Consider the following 16679-nt stretch of genomic DNA (forward strand, 5'->3'; position numbering starts at 1 on the left):
ATCTGTGGCTGACGTGATAGCCCATATTAATCCCGTGGTTAGCCTATTTATAAAACGTCAACGCCGGGATAGAGGTCCGCAGGCGGATGGTAATCGGGATCCTCGAAGCGGCTATTGTTGTAATGGGTTTTGGCTGTCGGCCCTTCGCCCTTGTACGTTATCTGCGAGTTTGGCGTGAGATGCCACCCCTCTCCGTCTTTGTCGCGCTCGATCAGCGAGGGGTACAACGTGCAAGTGCCTGATGAACCTGATGTCAGCCTGAACTGGTAAAAGCGCCCAGCCTGGGGCGTGAACTTCGCCGTGACGAAGCAGGATCGCGTACGTGCGCCCTCCCAGGACATGCCCACGTGCGTTTCGATGCCGGGCCGAATTTGCGTTTCGTAATAGTCAGACGTGAGGTTTTGCCCCGCTTTCGGCATCCCCTGATCCTGGGTATGGATGAACGGAAGCAGCCCGCTGCGAATCACGCCACCCGAACGTTTACCGTTTTCGTATTGGTACAGATCGGCATGCTGCGTGAAGTTGACGATGCGTATCCAGGCGGGGTTGGGCTCGTTTACAGGGGCCGCGAAGTAATCGGTGTGAGGGAAATACTGGCAGCCTGCGAACAACGGCAGGGCCAGCAGGCAGAGCGCAGTGCGTATCGACATGAAGCCTGTCCTTTTGCGGAGTCAGGGTAGAGACCACGAGAAAGGAGGCGCATTGCATAACAGGTGATAAATTCGTGGGGGCCGATAGCGACGCGCTTGATCATTGCTGCGCGCAGGCAGCCACCGCACACTCTGCCGTCGTGAGGGGCGGTGTTCGGCCAAGACTCATGCGCCACAACCCGAAGTTGACGATCGTCTTGGCTCAGACTCAGATTGAGCGGGCCGGTCGCTCGCCCAACCGCTCTACCAACCTTACGAGATAACCGTCGGTATCCTGGACGATAAATTCTCGCTGACCGACTTCTACGTTTTCAGCCCGATACCAGGTGTCTTTGCATTCTCGGTAGAGCGTAAATCCAGCCTGCTCAAGTCTTTGGATGACGGGGGCGACAGCCTCAACATCAATCTGTAGGTTCATGCCTCTTCCAAACGGTCTGGTCAACGGCGCCGTCAGCCATTGACCCGCGTCCGAATCAATTTGCTCAAGCATTACTTGCGCTCCGTTCAAATCAAGGTAGGCAAATCCATCTTCCGGGCGTTGATACGCTACGTTGAACCCCAGGCAAGAAACCCAAAAAGCCAAGCTGCTTTCCAGGTTGGTGACCATTAACTCCGGAACCAGTTTATTACGCTCGAACATGAGATGACTTCCATTTCAAAACGCGAATGTGTGCAGGCGGGCAGTTTCTGACAGCTACAGAAACTCGGCCAGCTTTAATTTATTTTCATAGAAACCACATCACCTACAAAACATAACGCCCCACCGACAACAAAACTATCTGCACAATCAAGTAGTCCGGCCACAGCGCCCAACGCTTGAGGGAAATCGGCACGGAAACAAGCTCTTCTTCACTCACATCACCCAGCCGGGTGTAACTCTTGGGGAACATAAAAAACAATCCGATCTGCCCCATGCGCATGGCTTTATCCCTCGGTCGGTTACCGGGCCAAAGCCGCTTATTGTGTTGAACAATCTTATTGCCCTCAAAATACTGCTCCAGCTTTTCAAGCTTGAAGTAGTACGAATACAGCAGTAACGCGACGGCAATAACGACCTCCACACCCACCAGAAATGTGATGACCTTGTAGCCAGCTATATCCATAGGTCATCGGCCATATAAAGTTCTTCGCCAAGCTGTGCGCCATGACCACCGAATAGGTTCCTCGGTACACCCACCAACTTACCCCCTCTCACAGGCTGCGCCTCACGACACGCCACCTCGCCCCCGTTCGCACACGATTCAGTAGTCAACGATTTTTTGATTGATATACGCCGCTGTCGTGTCGAACTCCGACCTCAACGAAGACAGCATTCAAAATATAAAATCGGATTTTTCTACGTGGGCAGAAATCAATGGGGCAAAAACTCACTTTCAGAAAGAAGCTACAAGCCAGCAGATCAAAACCTACAGGCATCAGGTATTCTGCCCAGCGTCAAACCCGCCCCCGGCCTGCTTTAAACGCGCATCAGGAGAGTTGCATGTTGATTGGCCATCGCTTCGAGCGCACCGCCCAGGATGACTTGCACGTCCACTCGCGCAACGGCGTGCAAAGCGTGTTTGTGCTGCTGACTGGCGCAATGGCGTTCATCCTGCCTTTGGCCTTCGTGCTGTTCTGGTTCACCGACGGCGGCTCGCAGTTGGCAGAGGTGGATCCGCTGAGTTCGCTGCTGATCGTACTCCTGCTGCTGCTTATTCCCGCCCTTGGCCTGCTGCTGATGGTGTACACCGGCACCCGCGAGACATTGCTGTTGTCGCGAGTGAACGGTGAGGGCAAGCGCCGCACCCGAAACTTTTTCGGTGGCCGCGAGCGTGTGCAGTCGGTCTTCAGCATCGATAAACCTCACCACCTCGAACTTCGCCGCCGCCCGCAGGCCGAGCCCGCCTATACCCAGCTGTGGCTGGTGATGCGCGACGGCACCGAGCAACGGTTGACCACCGATAACGTGCCGGTGGTGCCGGGGAGCAAACGCACCGATGTGTGGCTGCGTGAACTGGCCGATTACCTGGGCGTGGCGGTGCCCACTGAGGTGGTCGTGGGGTCGGCAACGCCGGCACCCTATAGGCCTGCGCCAGCACCGGCGAAGGTCGCCAGGCGGCGCAAAGTCGGGGGGCCCACGCCTGCGGCTGAGTCCACCGATAAGCTCGGCATTGCGGCACGTGCCCTGCTTTCACTGCTGGGTGCATTCTTCGCGGTGCTGGAGCTGACGCATGTAGTCGGCTTGGTGCGCGCGCTGTTCACTGGGCGGCTGCGGGTCAGCGGTGTTCGCTCAGGCTCGGCGAGCTTTTACTGGGCCGAGCAGCCGTGGGTGTTTTCATTCAATGTACTGGTGGGTGTGGTAGAGGTGCTGATTATCGGCGTGATCGCCTGGGGGTGTGTGCGCACGGCGATTCTGGGGCGGATGAAGGCCAATCATTAAGAGACGCTGACACGCACATAGTAGTTATCGAACTCACCGCTCTCCACGAACACGAAACCATGACGTGTATAAAAGCGATTGGCAGCGCTTTCCTTGAGAGCGCCCACGTTAAGGGAGCGACGTAGCTGATCAGCTTCTCTAAAAATCTGATTCAGCACGTAAGCGCCAATTCCGGCCCCCTGAGCGTTTGGTATGACGTAAAGGTGCTCAAGCAAAAGCTCGCGCTGATGGTCTTTGACCACCACAAAACCGACCAACTCGCCCGCTACTTCTATGCGGCGCGTGCTCTGGACGTCGAACCCCGCGACAAATCGCTCGCGCGCGCGCCGGGGGTCGAAGCGCCCAACGCGTTCGAGACTCTCGCGCATGGCTTCAATTCTGATGGCGACCAGATCTTCCAGGTCGTCATGGGAAGCTGCGGCCAAGACGACAACAGCGTGTTGATCAGCACAGCGGGGCATTGCACACATCCTATAAGTGGTGACGCAGCGCGGGGCAAGCCCGTTCACTACAAAAAACCTGCTTGCGTGGGTCACGCCTGGGTACTGAACCGCTGCGCTGCCCGCCGCGCCAACATCGCCGCTTCCGTCGCCTCAGTCGCGCGTTCGCCTTTGTAGGCCAGTTGGGTCACAAACTCTGCGTCCCTGAACTCGGCCGGTACCAGGCTGTGCTTGTCTTTGAACAGCGGCGCCAGGTCGATGGTGTTGGCGAAGTTTTCCTGGGTCAGGCTGTAGTAGCCCATGGCACTGCCGGACCAGGGTGAGCTGGCGTCTGTCATGTCGATGGCGGCATCACGGTACGTGACGGCGGCGGTCTTGAGGCCCAGGGATTTGTTGAGCAGATCCGTGAGCCGCTGGGTGTCGGAGCTGTTGAGCTGGCCGGCGGTATTAAGCACTTTCAGACTGCCGTCAGCGTCTACCGTGAAGCCATATTTCTTGCTGGCAAGGTCGGGGGCGGTGGTAGAAAGCGTTGCCTGGAACGCCTGGAACGAGGCTTTAAGCGTGCTGTGCGCAGACCTGAAGAGCTCGGCGTATCGAGGGTACTCGGGCGATTCGGAGCGACCGACCCAGGTGTCGACGACCTCCAACGGTTTTGCCGTGGTGCTGGTGTCTTCACTGGGGTGGTAGATGGCCGCTGGCGCCGCGTTTGCCAGGGCGTCCTTGGCAACATCCGTCAGCGGTTGGGGCACCAGCTTTTGGTCGGACGGTGCGAGGCTGGTGCTGGCTGGGGGGAGATAGGCGGAGCTGACGGAGAGTGCCATTTAATCGGTCCATGATTGGCGGGTTCCTGAAGGTTATCGACGGGAACCGGGCAAGCTTGAATCAAGACGCCTCTGCTTGCAGGATCGTACAAGCCTGCCAACTCGCTACTTGGGTAGCCTTGGGCTTCTCACCCATCCAAGGATCCACCATGGCTCAGCATCCGGTAAATCTCACCCACAAAGCCTCGCTCATCGATCAGCAGTGGAGCCCTAGAGTGGTCGCGGAAATGAACGACTACCAGTTCAAGGTGGTGCGTATCGAGGGTGAATTCATCTGGCACGCGCACCCGGAAACCGATGAGGCCTTTCTGGTGCTGGAAGGCACGCTGCGTATCGACCTGCAGGACGGCCCGGTATACGTGGCGGCGGGCGAACTGTATGTGGTGCCGCGTGGCGTCGAACACCGCACCGCCGCAGAAGGCGAAGCCAAGCTGATGATGATCGAACCACGCGGCATCTTGAATACCGGTCACGAAGGCGGTGAACGCACAGCTGAAAATGATCAGTGGATCTGATCAGCAGCGCCCCCCCACCAGCGCCAGTAATTCATTCACCAACTCAACCGCCTCTTGCTGATAGCCCTCCCGCCAGCGCGCCGACCAATCCTGCGGCCGACCGTCCTCTTCCCAAGCCGATAACGCCAAGCCGTTGACGATTTCCAGCTCAAACCACTGGCGCTGCCACCCGGCAGCGTCCGTTACCAGAGTGGTGTCGTGCCACAGGAACTCGGTGTGGGCGACAAAACGGCTCCAGCAGAACAGATCGTCTGAGGCCTGTTCCGCAAGTCTGATCAGTTGTGCTTTGTTATCCATGACTGGCTATTTGCCCTTGATTTATTCCAACCGCGTGACAGCGCCTCGCACCGCAGCAATTGGCGTGTACGCCTGCAACGCTAGTGGCCACCCTGCAATCTCTGGATAATACCCTCCTCCCGCCCCGATACGGATATCCCGTTTTATGAAGTCGCCCGCGTCCGCCCTGCTCCTCGCGTCTGCCCTGTTGCTGCCAGCCATCGCCCACGCCGACGACGCCGCGCTCGCCGACACACTCAAGGCCTTCACCCGCTGCGACGCAACGTTCTTCAGCCGCCTGAACACCCACCACGCCGCGTGGCAGGCCTATGCGCCGCTCAAGCAGGACAAGGATTTCACCTGGATCGCCGTTAGAAACCGTGCCGACCGCAACGCCAACCAAGTGCCCGTCAGCGCGCCGCCCATTGCGGGCCTGAAGCTGTTGTCGTATGCCGATGAGGCCACCGACCTCGATCAGTTGGGGCGCTACTATTACTGGGGTTTTGTTGTGCAAGGCGGCGTCGACGAAGTTGCCCAACGCCTTGCCCCGCTGCTGGACCAACCTGCACGGCTGCAAAAAATCGACGGGGCCTATATTCGCAGCGAACTCAAGGTCGACGACCACTGGCAGGCGATCAAGCCGCAACCCGGCAAGGCACCGGGCACGCGCCACGTTGAGCGGGTGCTGATCGTCGAGCCGGATGGCGAGCACACACGCGTCAGTTGCTCGGTACAGGGCGGTGTCGATGCGGCGCTGCTGGCGTGGCTGCGGCCGGACATCGCGCCGGTCGACTACCCGCGCACCGTGGTCGAAACCAGCATCAACGATGTCGAGGTACCCGCCAGTGTGCTCCAAGGCCTTGCCGCGCCACTGTTGCAACCGAAGTTCAAGAGGTTGAGCTACACCTACCTGTCCAAGAAAGGCGACGGCAGCCAGGACAGCCCGACCTCGGTCACCTTCACCGCCGACGGCGGCCTGCTGAAGAAGAACGAGGTCTACGGCGACACCTTCAACGTCGATCGCCTGATGCTGGCCGACCTGATCCAGTTGAAGTCAAAAATGAACGGCGTCGGCGATGGGCGCGTGCTGCAAACCCTCGCCGTCGAATTGAACGCGCCGAGCAGTTGGGCCCCTGGCCAAACCTTGCGCGCAGACATGCAGATGCTGAACGTGCCCGCCAAGCCCACCGACACACCTACCGCCACCTCATTGGTGTGCAAGGTGGGTGAACGCTTCCCGGCGCGCCAGGTGTTTGCTTCGCTGACCGGAGACGCCATCAAGCTTGAGTGCGACCAGGGCGACTACAAGACCTCGCGTGCGTTTATCGAGGATTTGGGAGTGGCGTTGACGCTGGAGTCGACGTCGAGCCAGTTCCACTACGTGAATCAATACACTGCGCTGGAAGTCGTGCGCTGATCGAGCTATTGGGAGGCAGGCCATGGAACTGAAATTCAGTCACGTCGATGTGCTGGTCAACGACCTTGAAGAGGCCTGCGCCTACTACGCGCAGATCCTCAAGGCGCGTATCTCCAAGACCTTCGTCTGGGACCGCGGCGGCCTGCATGTGCGCTACGCCGTGGCGCTGATGGGCCAGGAGCGGTTCATGCTGGTACAGCCGATTGCCGGCAATTTACGGGCGCTGTTGGACGCCCACGGCGAGGGCATGATTTACCGCCACTGCTACTCGACGCCCGACATTGAGCTGGCCTACGACGAACTGATCGCGTCGGGCGTACAACCCGAAGATGAAAACGGCCAGCCGTTGGCGCGGGAGAACCTGCAAAGCCCGTCCGGCGGGCGCATTATCTGGCTGCCCAAGCGCTTTGGGCATTTCTCTATGGAGATTCTGGAAGAGAAAGGCTTGGAGGCCTTCATCGAAGAGGCGTTTAGCGCCGATTAAGGGCACTCTACGGCGGCACAGCAGTCTGCTCCTAACACACCCCTTGCCCAGCGGAGTTCCCATGATCATTGTTCACCACCTCAACAACTCACGCTCGCAGCGCATCCTGTGGCTGCTGGAAGAACTTGGCCTGCCTTACGAGATCAAGCGCTACCAGCGCGACCCGAAGACCAACCTCGCGCCGCCTGAACTCAAGGCGATCAACGCCCTGGGCAAGTCCCCGGTGATTGAAGACGGCGCCAACGTGGTGATCGAGTCCGGCGCCATCGTCGACTACCTGATCCGCCGCCACGGCGACGGGCGCCTGCAACCCGAGCCTGCCAGCGCCGACTACGACCAGTACGTGCAATGGCTGCACTTCGCCGAAGGTTCGGCCATGTTGCCGCTGATGCTCAATCTGTATGTGGGTCGCCTGGGTGAGGCCGGGGCGCCGTTGCATCCGCGTATCGAATCCGAAGTGGCCAATTACCTGGGTTATCTGAACGATGCGCTGGGACACACGCCGTACCTGCTGGGTGATGAGCTGAGCGGTGCGGATATCCAGATGAGCTTTATCGGTGAAATCGCCAAGGCCCAGGGCAAGTTGCAGGCCTACCCGCACCTGGCGGCGTGGGTGCAGCGTTTCCAGGCGCGGCCGGCGTATCGCCAGGCGCTGGAACAGGGTGGCGAGTATGCATTTGCCAAATAAGTGAACGCGGGCACGGTGGGTGTGCGACTACCCCACCATCTGCCATAACGACGCCCCAACGCCGGTGATGCTCTCTCCGGCGATCAACCCCGCTGCGGCGGTAATCGCGAAGCGCTCGGTGAGACTCGGCCAACGGCAGCTCACCAGCCAGGTCAGCACCGCGCCCAGCGCCATCATCAACGACACCGAGGCCGGCAGGACAAAGGCCAGCCCCAACGCGGCGGCACTCGGCAAGTAACGGGAGCGATGGGCCGGCAACAGGCTGTCGAGCATGCCCAGCAACACACCTACCCCGCCGCCGATGGCAATCGCCCAGCGGATGCTCGTCGACAAGGACTCCAGCCCATGGGTCAGGGTTTGCGCCACGGCTTTCCACGTTGCCACTGCGGGCGCCGGCCATTCTTCGGTGAGCAGCATGGACTGCGGATCCGGAATCAGCGCCAGGTACGCCAACACGCCCACGATACTGCCAATGAAAATCCCCAGGATCTGCGCGATCACTTGTTTATGCGGCGTCGCGCCAATGGCTTTGCCCACCTTGAAGTCGTTCATCAAGTCCGTGCATTGCCCGGCCGCGCCGCCAGCGGTGTTGGCGCTCATCAGGTTGATCGGCACCTGGCCGGGGGCGACGATGCCGAAGCTCAGCTGGGACAATTGCCCGATGGCGCCAATCGGCGGAATGCCAGTGGCGCCCACCACACGGGCGGCGACGGCGGCCAGGCAGATCGCCAGGGGAATGGTCAGCAGCGCCATCCACAGGTTGATGCCGAACAACAGCGCTTGCAGGCTGACGACCAAGCCTATCGACAGGATAAAACCCGCAGCCGGACCGGGCTTGGGCACGTTCCAGATCTTGCCGCCTTCGGCCTTGGTGGAGGTGCGTAATGCCCACAAGCGAATCGCCAAAGAGGCCAAGGTGGAACACACCATCAGGCTCACCCCCGGCCACAGCAACCACTCCACCAACGCGGCAAATTGCGGGCCGCTGCTGTCGGCCGGCAACGTCACCAGGTTCTGCGCCAACAGCCACGGGCCCAGGCCACCCCACGCGAGCAAGGCGCCGAGCAGCAAGGTCAGGCCAACGCGAATACCGATGATGCCGCCAAACCCCAGCAGCAACAGCGAAGGGTCGGCGGTAAAGGTCAGGCGCTCCAACTGGGCCGTCGGCGACCAGCGCGGGAAGGCCCATATGAAGGTGTCCACCCACTTCACCACCCCGGACAGCAACGCCGCGCTGAGCAACACCTTCAGACGCGTCGCGGCTTCGCGGCCATGGTTGTAGATGTGCAGCAGGGTTTCCAGGGTGGCCATGCCTTCGGGGAACTTCAGCGCCTTGTCATTGAGCAATGACGGCCGCAGGTACCAGGCAATCCAGATGCCCAGGAAACTCACCGAGAACACCCAGGCGATCATCGGCAGCGCATCCAGTTGGTTGCCGGTCAGCAGTGTGTAGGCCGGGATTGGCGCCACCAGACCGCCAGAGATAATCGAGGCGGCGGCCGAGGCGACGGTCTGGTTGATATTGCTTTCATGCAGGGTCCAGGGCAGCTGATCGGTGGAACGTTTGGCCAGGCCTTGCCAGATCGCATATCCCACCAGCAGCGCGATGATCGACATATTGAACGACCAGCCGATCTTCAGGCCGGCGTACACATTGGAAGGGGTCAGCAAGATGCCAAGCACCGTACCGGTAATGACGGCACGCAGGCTGAGTTCGCGTTCGACGGGGGCGTACTGGGGAATGGCGGGCGGGGCTGAAAGCATGCGGATTCCTTTCGGCGATGAAACAGGGCGACCTAACAAGTGAGCCCTCTGGGCCCTGAAGGTTCCTGAATCGGCAAAACAGAAGAGCCGCGTAAAGCCCGTCCGTTTTTTGAAGAGCGGGCTCTGGGTGGTGAGCGTTTTTTGTGGTGAACCGGTTTTTTTGTGATGACCCGGTTCTTTCTGGTGAACCGGTTCTTTGTGATGACCCGATTCTTTGTGATGACCCGATTCTTTCTGGTGAACCGGTTCTTTCTGGTGACCCGGTTCTTTCTGGTGAGCAGTTTTTTTGTGGTGAGCGGGCTTGCCCCGCGCTGGGCAGCGAAGCGGCCCCCATAAGGCCGCCGCGATTTTTCAGGAAAACCGCAGCGCCTGGTTTTTGGGGCTGCTTCGCAGCCCAGCGCGGGGCAAGCCCGCTCACCACAGAAGCCCGCTCACCACAGAAGCCCGCTCACCACAAGGTTACATTCAGCCAACAAGTGATACTTGTTCATCCCCTACTGCGCGCTAGCGTTAAGGCTCTTCAGAAATTCCACCAAGAGCACCGGAATGCGCCCCACACCTCAATCCCATCGTCTGCGTCACGGTCGTTATTCAGAACAGGGTCGTAGCTACCTCATCACCGTCGTCGTTCATCAGCGTCAGCGCTTGTTCACTGACCTTTACCTGAGCCGTCTGCTGGTTGCCGAACTCCGGCAGGTTCATGAGCTGGGGCTGGTTGAGTCTCTGGCCTGGGTCATCATGCCTGACCACATTCACTGGTTGTTTGAGTTGAAACAACAGGATTTGGCAGGCGTGGTGCGACGTATTAAGTCGCGCAGCACGCTGGTCATCAACCGGCGGCGTCAAAGCAAAGAGCGCGTTTGGCAACCCGGCTATCACGATAGAGCGGTGCGTGCGGAAGATGATCTTCGCAAGATGGCGCGGTACATCATTGCCAACCCTTTACGAGCCGGTTTGGTGGATCGGGTGGGCGATTACTCGTTGTGGGATGCGGCGTGGATTTGAGGAGGCGAGTGGGCTTTCTCTAGCAGTTGTTGCACCCACGGCGCATCTTGCTGATTGACCACGCCATATCGGTCCGGCGGGAAAAACCGCCAGTGATGCGCAACCTCAACCAGGTGTGTGAGTTCTTCGGCCGACAGCCAATACTCCGTGTGGGTCAAGGCTATCGGTGCACCGTCAAACCGTCGCCCAAGCAGTACGTTCGTGCGGGGAGCGAACGCCAAGGCCAGGTCACGGCAGGGGTGCATGCGTTTTTGCGCAGCGGGCATGCGCCCCACCCGGTCGTAGGTGAAAGGGCCGGGGTATTCGTCCTTGATCACCAGCCAGCGACCCGTCGTGGTCATGGCCACGACCCATTGCGCCACTCCGCTGCTCTGGGCCTGTTCAAGCCGGCCGTTTTTCCATTGCATGAGGGTATTGCAGTCCGGGTCGAAGTCCGAAGACCACAGGCTGGTGCCCGATACCAGCGTGTGACGCTCCAACTCGACCACGCCTTGGCCCGGCATCGTCTGCCAGTAACGCTTGATCGGGTCGCGGGTGTCGCGCAGGTAGTTACGCAATGCCCACGCCGCCATGAACACCAGCGTCGCCAGGGCCTGCCATGCCCATGAATGGCCGAGGATGCCGTCAACATCCAACCCCGGTGAGAAGACGGCGCGATACAGCAGCAGGCTGAGCAAAAAAACCAGACTGGGCAGGAACACGCCGAAACACAGCGGTGGCAGTAACACTGCGATCCAGTTGAAGCGATGCCCGCTTGCGTGTTCATGCGCCCAGGCCAGTTCCTCGGCGCGCATCGGCCTGCGTTCACGCGGGCCAATGCCGGGATCAGGGGTGTGGAAGCGCCAGTACCGTTCGTTGGGGTCGAGATTCATGCTGCGCATCATGCCCGTGACGCGCCGCAAGATACACCGTCTATTGCCCAGATCGAAATACAGTCATACGATGACTGACCACAACCATAACAATAAAGGCTCACTCGTGAATAAACCCCTCATCATGGCCGCCGCTATTGCCTGCGGTCTCAGTGCACACGCCAACGCCGCAACCTTCGCGTACATTTCCAGCCCCGGCGATGGCTTGATTTCCCAGTACCGCCTGGACGAGAGCAACGGCGCGTTGAGCCTGGTAAACCAGGTGACCGCCGGTGACCAGGTCAACCCCATGGCGCTGAGCCCCGACGGTAAAACCTTGTATGCCGCGTTGCGGGTCAAGCCGTTTCAAGTGCAGGGCTTCAGCATTGACCCGGCCAGCGGGCGTTTGACGCCGCAATCCAAAGCGCCCTTGGCCGAAAGCATGGCCTACCTCGCCACCGATCGCGCCGGACGTTTCCTGCTCGCGGCCTCTTACGGTGCCGACGCCCTCAGCGTGCAGCCCATCGACAAGCCGGAACCGATCCTCACCTACAAAACCGGGCTCCACGCGCATTCCCTGCGCACCGACCCAAGCAATCGCTTTGCCTACGCCGGCAACCTGGGCAACGACCACGTGCTGCAATACCGCTTCGATGCCAACACCGGCGCACTCACGCCGATCGGCAGCGGCTACGTGAGCGTGCCAAGCAACACCGGGCCTCGACACCTGGCGTTTTCGGCCAACGGTAAATACCTGTATGTGGTCGGCGAAATGAGCGGCACGGTCACTGCGTTTGCCATCGACGACAGCACCGGCGCGCTGACGCAGATCGGTGTCGCCAATGGCATTCCCGCTCGCTTGAAGCTGGCCCACGGCGAAGTGCGCGATGCACGCAACAATGACTTGAAGGACGACCCAACACCGCGAATCTGGGCTGCCGACCTGCGCCTGTCCCCGGATGGCTCGCTGCTGCTGATGAGCGAGCGCACCAGCAGTTCGGTGTCGGCGTTTGCGGTGGACGCGGCGACGGGCGCGTTGAAGTTCCTCGACAACTACCCGGTCGAAGAGCAGCAGCCGCGCAATATCGCGTTTTCGCCCAATGGCCGGTGGTTGCTGGTTACCGGCGAGAAAAGCGACAAGGTCGGCACTTACGCGGTCAGCAACACCGGCGCCTTGAAGCGCGTAGGTGAGGCGGCTTCAGGCAAAGGTGCGCTGTGGATTGAAGTCCTGCAGACCGCGGCCCAATAGCACTCAGCTCAAACGGAACCGCGCGGTGTTGTCACTCAACGCCTGACTGCCCTTGCTCAAGGTGTCCGCCGCTCGGTTGACCGCCCGTGCGCCATCCAGCAAACGCCCTGCCGCCTGGTCGACTTGCTGGATGTTGCCACTCACTTCATCCGCCGTCGCCGCTTGCTCTTCCACCGCTGTGGCGATTTGCGCCAGGGTGTCGGTGACGTTCTGCACCGCGCCGGCAATCTCGCCCAAGCGCGTGCCCAAGCCGGTGACGGACTCGGCGTCGGTCAACGCTTGCTCGCACGCGGCGCCCATCAGCGTCACCGCCTGGCTCACGGTCGCGCGCAGGCTGTCGACGGTGCCGGCGATCTGCGCCGTGGACGCCTGGGTGCGCTGGGAGAGGCTGCGCACTTCATCGGCCACCACCGCAAAGCCCCGCCCCTGCTCACCGGCGCGCGCCGCTTCAATGGCCGCGTTGAGCGCCAGCAGGTTGGTTTGCTCGGCAATGCCGCGAATGGTGTCGACCACCGACTGAATCTGCTGCCCCTGCTGGCTGACTTGCTGCAACGCGTCGGCGGTGTCGGTGAGGCGTTGGTTGAGCTGCTGGATGCTGGCCGTGGTGCGCTGGCTGTCGCGGCTGCTGTCTTCGGCGATGCGTCGTGTTTGCTGGGCGCTGCCCGACGCTTGTTCACAGCTTCTGGCGACGCCCATGGAGGTCGCGGCCAACTGGGTAGCAGCGGCGGCGATCTGGCTGATTTGATGCTGCTGGTCTTCGACTTCGCTGAGGGTGCTGCCCGATTGGGAATTGAGGGTGAGCACCGCCGAGCCGAGCTGCTGGGTTTCGTGATTGACCCCCAACAGGCTGGTGCGCAATTGCACCACTGCGACGTTCAGCGCGGTGCTGATCAGCGCCAGTTCGTCACGCCCTTGCACCGCCACTTCGACGCACAGGTTACCGTCGCGCAGGGATTCGGCCAGGGTGGTGATGCCGCTGGCACTACGGCGGATGGAGGCCTGCAGGCACATGAACAAGTACAGCGCGGCCAGGGCCAGTACGCCGAAGACCAGTGCAAGAGGAATAAAGCGTTTGTTCGCGTCGCGGTGGTAGTAGCTCAAGCGCTCGTCCAGGGAGGTCAGCGACTGCACGCGCAGTGCGCTGAGCGAACCGAGCATGGCGTCGACACTGCGTTCGAAACCGGCGGTATCGAGCTTGATGGTGCCACCGAACACGCCGTCATCCAGCACTTTAAGCTCGTTATCCAACAGTTGCAGGCTGTTGTCGTACTGTGCAGTCCAAGGCTCCATGCCCTCGAACTGCTTGGCCTTGAGCGAAGCCGCCGCCTTGACCAACTGGTCGCGCGCGTCGCCAATGCGGCTGCGCAGGTCGCGCATTTGCAAACGACTTTGCAGGGTGAACTGCCCCGACGCGATGGACGACTGCCCGACGCCCGCCATACGACCGATACGCTCGATCAGGTCAGGCGTCTGCTGTGTGCCCATCTGCATCAGCATGTAGGTTTCCAGCCAGGGATCGAGGATCAGGCCGGCGTCCAGAGTGATCTGTTCGCGCAGGGTTTGCATCGCGCTCAGCGCCGAGGTGAAACGGTCGTAGCCATCCGGCCACCAGCCCACCGTGCGCAGGGAAGCGGAGTCCATGCCTTTGACGGTGGCCTGCAACGCCTCGTAGCGCGCGAGGATGTCGGCGCTGGCGTTCTGGGCGTTGAGCGCATCGCCCAAGGCTTGCAGGCTTTGCTGGATCAGCGGGAAATTCGTATCGACCTTGTCCATCGCCGCCTTCGCCGCCGGCGTAGGCGCGTGCAGGATGTCTGCCGCTTTCCAACGCGCAGCCAGGTTGCGCTGGGCCGTCAATTGGCCGTCCAGTGCATCCAGGGCCAACAGTTGGCGCACGCCGGACTGCTCGGTGGAAATCACGCCTAATTTATCGCGATAGTCCTGGCCGATCATCCAGAGGCTCCCGACCAGGGGCAGCATGAACAGGAAAAACAACAATTGGAATTTGCGTGCAAACCCCATACGTCCGAGCAGGCGGATACCGGGTGATAACAAGCTGTGCATGTCCGACTACTCCCTCAAACAACCCACGTGGTGCACGGTGGGCGAAGCCTTGAAATGACTAACGGCAAAGTGCCATGTCATTGATTGGCTTGGCTCTAGCAAGATACGGGCCGTTGGCGCGCAGCCCTGAAACAGGGCGTGCTGTGCGTTAATGGCGCCCGCAGCGTGCTCGAAAATGGGGCAAAAGCACTCACGGTCAAGGACACACCTGTAACCGATGGCGCAGGCGCCCCACGGACATGATCAAAACACCCGTGCCGCCGGCCTACCTGGCCTGCATGTACTGGTCAAAATTTTTGATGTGATCATCCAGATTATCCTCAAGCATCATCCGGTACTGGTCACAGCAATACTTGAGCATCGCCTCACGCTCCTCGGCCATGTGCGCACCGGACTTGAAGTTGCGCGCGAGGGCCCAGGCATTGAAGCGGGTGGTGCCGAACATCATCGAGGCGCTGACCTGGCCGAGGTTTTCGAAGGTTTTGAGCTGTTCGTTCGACAGTTCGATATGCGCGTCGGCGCGCTCATAGAAGGCTTGGTCGATAGCGTCTGCCATTGCGGGGTTCCTGGGTAATCACGATTGAATGAAGGGTTATCAAGCCAGCAGTGTGGTGATCCATCTGATCTGCCGGCTGATTTCTTGCAGCTTCGCCTCGGGCACGGCTTGCGACGCCTGCTCAAAGCCCGCCAGGGTCTGGTGTTTCAGGCGCAACGCGCGCTGCCACTTGGCCAAAAATACCGGACTGCGGGCCTGCAGTTGCAGCGGGCCGAAATACAGCTCCTCGGCGGTATAGCTCACCGGTCCTGCACGCTCGGCCACGATGATTTCATAATAAAAGCGGTTTTCGTGCAGCAGCTCTTCACTGACGATGCGATAGCCGTTGTTCATCAACCACAGGCGCAACGGTTGCTCACCGCCGTTGGGTTGCAGGACCAGGCGCTCAAGGCCGTTCAGGTGGGCTTTGCCAGCTTCAAGGATGTCGCGAATCGTCTCGCCGCCCATGCCACAGAGGCTGATGGCCGTGATGCCGTCACTCGCCTGGACGGCCGCCAGACCATCGGCCAGCCGCACGGTGATCTGCTGCTCCAGGCCGTTTTCACGTACGGTCCGTTCGGCCGCCTGGAACGGCGTAGCCGCCACCTCCCCCGCCACCGCCGCCTCGATCACGCCACGGCGCAGCAACGCCACTGGCAGGTAGGCATGGTCAGAGCCGATATCGGCCAGCCGCGCGCCGTGCGGCACCTGCGCGGCCACGCGCTCCAGGCGCATGGACAAGGTGTGTTCGTTCAACCTGTGTTCCTTATCATTCCCCGGAAAATCGATCCCGGCTGTTAGTCAGATGCAACACCATGGCGGCGCGTGCGGCGTCCGGGTCCTGGCGTTTGATTGCATTGAAAATCGCCTCATGCTCCCGGTTCGCCAGTTGCCCGAGCTTGGCAAAATCCGCGCCGCCACGCTCGTCACTCTTCACCTGGGTGCGCGGAATCATCGCATTGCCCAGGTGCTGCATGATTTCGGTGAAGAAGGTATTGCCGGTGGCTTCGGCGATCAACTGGTGGAAGCGTTTGTCCTCTTCCACGCAACTGTCGTTGTTGGCCAGGGAGGCCTGGTAATCGTCCAGCGCTTCGCGCATGTGGGCCAGTTGCGCGTCGCTCCTGCGCAGCGCCGCCAGCGCCACCGCTTGCACTTCCAGGCCCAGGCGTAGCTCCAGCATGTTGCGCACGCTGGCGACCGTATCCACGTGCAGGCGCAAGCCTTGCTGGGCGCTCTGCTCCAGCACAAAGGTGCCGATGCCGTGACGGGTCTCCACCAGCCCGGCCGCCTGCAACTTCGACAGCGCCTCACGCACCACCGTCCGGCTGACGCCGTGCTCCAGCACGATGGTGGATTCCGACGGCAGCTTCTCCCCCGGCTTCAACTGACCGAGCAGGATGCGCTGGGTCAGGGCATCGACCACGCCCTGGGCCAGGTTGGTGGAACGTTTACGCACGGGGATCGGGGCTTCACTGGGCATTGCTGCAGGTCCACAGGGTTGGGC

General features: G+C 60.7%; 19 protein-coding genes. 7 read left to right on the plus strand and 12 right to left on the minus strand.

Going from position 1 to position 16679, the window contains the following annotated elements; all coding sequences use genetic code 11:
• Positions 1-47: 47 nt before the first annotated feature.
• The 3 genes from NDJ82_RS02260 to NDJ82_RS02270 all read right to left on the minus strand — a co-directional run bounded on the left by NDJ82_RS02260 (position 48) and on the right by NDJ82_RS02270 (position 1753).
• Positions 48-650, minus strand: coding sequence for a hypothetical protein (locus NDJ82_RS02260; protein WP_158878592.1), 603 nt, complete (start codon positions 648-650; stop codon positions 48-50).
• Between the two features lie 208 nt (positions 651-858).
• Entirely contained in the window at positions 859-1290 is a 432-nt protein-coding gene (locus NDJ82_RS02265) for a bleomycin resistance protein (protein WP_250924868.1), read from the minus strand.
• A 103-nt stretch (positions 1291-1393) separates the two neighbouring features.
• A complete protein-coding gene (locus NDJ82_RS02270; RefSeq protein ID WP_158878590.1) occupies positions 1394-1753 on the minus strand; it encodes a hypothetical protein in 360 nt (119 codons plus the stop codon).
• Between the two features lie 377 nt (positions 1754-2130).
• On the opposite strand from NDJ82_RS02270, the gene NDJ82_RS02275 reads away from it, so the two are divergent.
• Positions 2131-3069 carry a hypothetical protein gene (locus NDJ82_RS02275; RefSeq protein ID WP_250924869.1) on the plus strand — a complete coding sequence of 313 codons (939 nt, stop codon included), beginning with the start codon at positions 2131-2133 and terminating at the stop codon, positions 3067-3069.
• Here the strand turns inward: NDJ82_RS02275 and NDJ82_RS02280 are convergent.
• Positions 3066-3530, minus strand: a complete 465-nt coding sequence (locus NDJ82_RS02280) for a GNAT family N-acetyltransferase (protein WP_250924870.1) — start codon at positions 3528-3530, stop codon at positions 3066-3068. The genes NDJ82_RS02275 and NDJ82_RS02280 overlap by 4 nt on opposite strands.
• Before the next feature lie 71 nt (positions 3531-3601).
• Positions 3602-4330, minus strand: a complete 729-nt coding sequence (locus NDJ82_RS02285; RefSeq protein WP_250924871.1) for a hypothetical protein — start codon at positions 4328-4330, stop codon at positions 3602-3604.
• Between the two features lie 149 nt (positions 4331-4479).
• Between NDJ82_RS02285 and NDJ82_RS02290 the strand changes: the two genes are divergently transcribed.
• Entirely contained in the window at positions 4480-4845 is a 366-nt protein-coding gene (locus tag NDJ82_RS02290) for a cupin domain-containing protein (RefSeq protein ID WP_150760316.1), read from the plus strand.
• Here the strand turns inward: NDJ82_RS02290 and NDJ82_RS02295 are convergent, their stop codons facing one another.
• Positions 4846-5142: a hypothetical protein gene (locus NDJ82_RS02295; RefSeq protein ID WP_250924872.1), complete on the minus strand. Its 297-nt coding sequence runs from the start codon at positions 5140-5142 to the stop codon at positions 4846-4848.
• Between the two features lie 145 nt (positions 5143-5287).
• Between NDJ82_RS02295 and NDJ82_RS02300 the strand changes: the two genes are divergently transcribed.
• From NDJ82_RS02300 to NDJ82_RS02310, 3 genes are all read left to right on the plus strand, one after another.
• Positions 5288-6538 carry a hypothetical protein gene (locus NDJ82_RS02300; RefSeq protein WP_250924873.1) on the plus strand — a complete coding sequence of 417 codons (1251 nt, stop codon included), beginning with the start codon at positions 5288-5290 and terminating at the stop codon, positions 6536-6538.
• 22 nt (positions 6539-6560) lie between these two features.
• The gene (locus NDJ82_RS02305) at positions 6561-7022 is read left to right on the plus strand and encodes a VOC family protein (protein WP_112196285.1); all 462 of its coding nucleotides are present in this window, start codon (positions 6561-6563) and stop codon (positions 7020-7022) included.
• Between the two features lie 61 nt (positions 7023-7083).
• The gene (locus NDJ82_RS02310) at positions 7084-7710 is read left to right on the plus strand and encodes a glutathione S-transferase family protein (protein WP_099586290.1); all 627 of its coding nucleotides are present in this window, start codon (positions 7084-7086) and stop codon (positions 7708-7710) included.
• 27 nt (positions 7711-7737) lie between these two features.
• Here the strand turns inward: NDJ82_RS02310 and NDJ82_RS02315 are convergent, their stop codons facing one another.
• Positions 7738-9474: an OPT family oligopeptide transporter gene (locus NDJ82_RS02315; protein WP_250924874.1), complete on the minus strand. Its 1737-nt coding sequence runs from the start codon at positions 9472-9474 to the stop codon at positions 7738-7740.
• Between the two features lie 546 nt (positions 9475-10020).
• Here NDJ82_RS02315 and NDJ82_RS02320 point away from each other — a divergent pair.
• Positions 10021-10479 carry an REP-associated tyrosine transposase gene (locus NDJ82_RS02320; RefSeq protein WP_099586292.1) on the plus strand — a complete coding sequence of 153 codons (459 nt, stop codon included), beginning with the start codon at positions 10021-10023 and terminating at the stop codon, positions 10477-10479.
• Here the strand turns inward: NDJ82_RS02320 and NDJ82_RS02325 are convergent.
• Complete coding sequence (locus tag NDJ82_RS02325; RefSeq protein WP_250924875.1) at positions 10449-11351, minus strand: hypothetical protein; 903 nt, start codon at positions 11349-11351, stop codon at positions 10449-10451. The two genes, NDJ82_RS02320 and NDJ82_RS02325, sit on opposite strands and share 31 nt — an antisense overlap.
• A gap of 70 nt (positions 11352-11421) precedes the next feature.
• Between NDJ82_RS02325 and NDJ82_RS02330 the strand changes: the two genes are divergently transcribed.
• Positions 11422-12579, plus strand: coding sequence for a lactonase family protein (locus NDJ82_RS02330; RefSeq protein ID WP_284738517.1), 1158 nt, complete (start codon positions 11422-11424; stop codon positions 12577-12579).
• Between the two features lie 3 nt (positions 12580-12582).
• Here the strand turns inward: NDJ82_RS02330 and NDJ82_RS02335 are convergent, their stop codons facing one another.
• The 4 genes from NDJ82_RS02335 to NDJ82_RS02350 all read right to left on the minus strand — a co-directional run bounded on the left by NDJ82_RS02335 (position 12583) and on the right by NDJ82_RS02350 (position 16655).
• On the minus strand, positions 12583-14640 hold the full coding sequence (locus tag NDJ82_RS02335) for a methyl-accepting chemotaxis protein (protein WP_191959822.1): 2058 nt from the start codon (positions 14638-14640) through the stop codon (positions 12583-12585).
• 265 nt (positions 14641-14905) lie between these two features.
• On the minus strand, positions 14906-15196 hold the full coding sequence (locus NDJ82_RS02340; protein WP_112196290.1) for a DUF3144 domain-containing protein: 291 nt from the start codon (positions 15194-15196) through the stop codon (positions 14906-14908).
• A gap of 39 nt (positions 15197-15235) precedes the next feature.
• Complete coding sequence (locus NDJ82_RS02345; protein WP_250924877.1) at positions 15236-15931, minus strand: tRNA (adenine(22)-N(1))-methyltransferase; 696 nt, start codon at positions 15929-15931, stop codon at positions 15236-15238.
• Between the two features lie 13 nt (positions 15932-15944).
• The gene (locus NDJ82_RS02350; protein WP_112196292.1) at positions 15945-16655 is read right to left on the minus strand and encodes a FadR/GntR family transcriptional regulator; all 711 of its coding nucleotides are present in this window, start codon (positions 16653-16655) and stop codon (positions 15945-15947) included.
• Positions 16656-16679: the final 24 nt, after the last annotated feature.

Source organism: Pseudomonas sp. SR18, assembly GCF_023701505.1.
In the GTDB taxonomy this organism is placed as follows: Bacteria; Pseudomonadota; Gammaproteobacteria; order Pseudomonadales; family Pseudomonadaceae; genus Aquipseudomonas; species Aquipseudomonas cyclaminis.

Coding starts and splice junctions, on each gene's coding strand:
- NDJ82_RS02330 (WP_284738517.1), top strand. CDS start 11,422: ATGACTGACCACAACCATAACAATAAAGGCTCACTCGTGAATAAACCC.
- NDJ82_RS02275 (WP_250924869.1), top strand. CDS start 2,131: ATGTTGATTGGCCATCGCTTCGAGCGCACCGCCCAGGATGACTTGCAC.
- NDJ82_RS02340 (WP_112196290.1), bottom strand. CDS start 15,196: ATGGCAGACGCTATCGACCAAGCCTTCTATGAGCGCGCCGACGCGCAT.
- NDJ82_RS02285 (WP_250924871.1), bottom strand. CDS start 4,330: ATGGCACTCTCCGTCAGCTCCGCCTATCTCCCCCCAGCCAGCACCAGC.
- NDJ82_RS02325 (WP_250924875.1), bottom strand. CDS start 11,351: ATGAATCTCGACCCCAACGAACGGTACTGGCGCTTCCACACCCCTGAT.
- NDJ82_RS02290 (WP_150760316.1), top strand. CDS start 4,480: ATGGCTCAGCATCCGGTAAATCTCACCCACAAAGCCTCGCTCATCGAT.
- NDJ82_RS02265 (WP_250924868.1), bottom strand. CDS start 1,290: ATGTTCGAGCGTAATAAACTGGTTCCGGAGTTAATGGTCACCAACCTG.
- NDJ82_RS02280 (WP_250924870.1), bottom strand. CDS start 3,530: ATGCCCCGCTGTGCTGATCAACACGCTGTTGTCGTCTTGGCCGCAGCT.
- NDJ82_RS02320 (WP_099586292.1), top strand. CDS start 10,021: ATGCGCCCCACACCTCAATCCCATCGTCTGCGTCACGGTCGTTATTCA.
- NDJ82_RS02300 (WP_250924873.1), top strand. CDS start 5,288: ATGAAGTCGCCCGCGTCCGCCCTGCTCCTCGCGTCTGCCCTGTTGCTG.
- NDJ82_RS02335 (WP_191959822.1), bottom strand. CDS start 14,640: ATGCACAGCTTGTTATCACCCGGTATCCGCCTGCTCGGACGTATGGGG.
- NDJ82_RS02260 (WP_158878592.1), bottom strand. CDS start 650: ATGTCGATACGCACTGCGCTCTGCCTGCTGGCCCTGCCGTTGTTCGCA.
- NDJ82_RS02315 (WP_250924874.1), bottom strand. CDS start 9,474: ATGCTTTCAGCCCCGCCCGCCATTCCCCAGTACGCCCCCGTCGAACGC.
- NDJ82_RS02295 (WP_250924872.1), bottom strand. CDS start 5,142: ATGGATAACAAAGCACAACTGATCAGACTTGCGGAACAGGCCTCAGAC.
- NDJ82_RS02270 (WP_158878590.1), bottom strand. CDS start 1,753: ATGGATATAGCTGGCTACAAGGTCATCACATTTCTGGTGGGTGTGGAG.
- NDJ82_RS02305 (WP_112196285.1), top strand. CDS start 6,561: ATGGAACTGAAATTCAGTCACGTCGATGTGCTGGTCAACGACCTTGAA.
- NDJ82_RS02350 (WP_112196292.1), bottom strand. CDS start 16,655: ATGCCCAGTGAAGCCCCGATCCCCGTGCGTAAACGTTCCACCAACCTG.
- NDJ82_RS02310 (WP_099586290.1), top strand. CDS start 7,084: ATGATCATTGTTCACCACCTCAACAACTCACGCTCGCAGCGCATCCTG.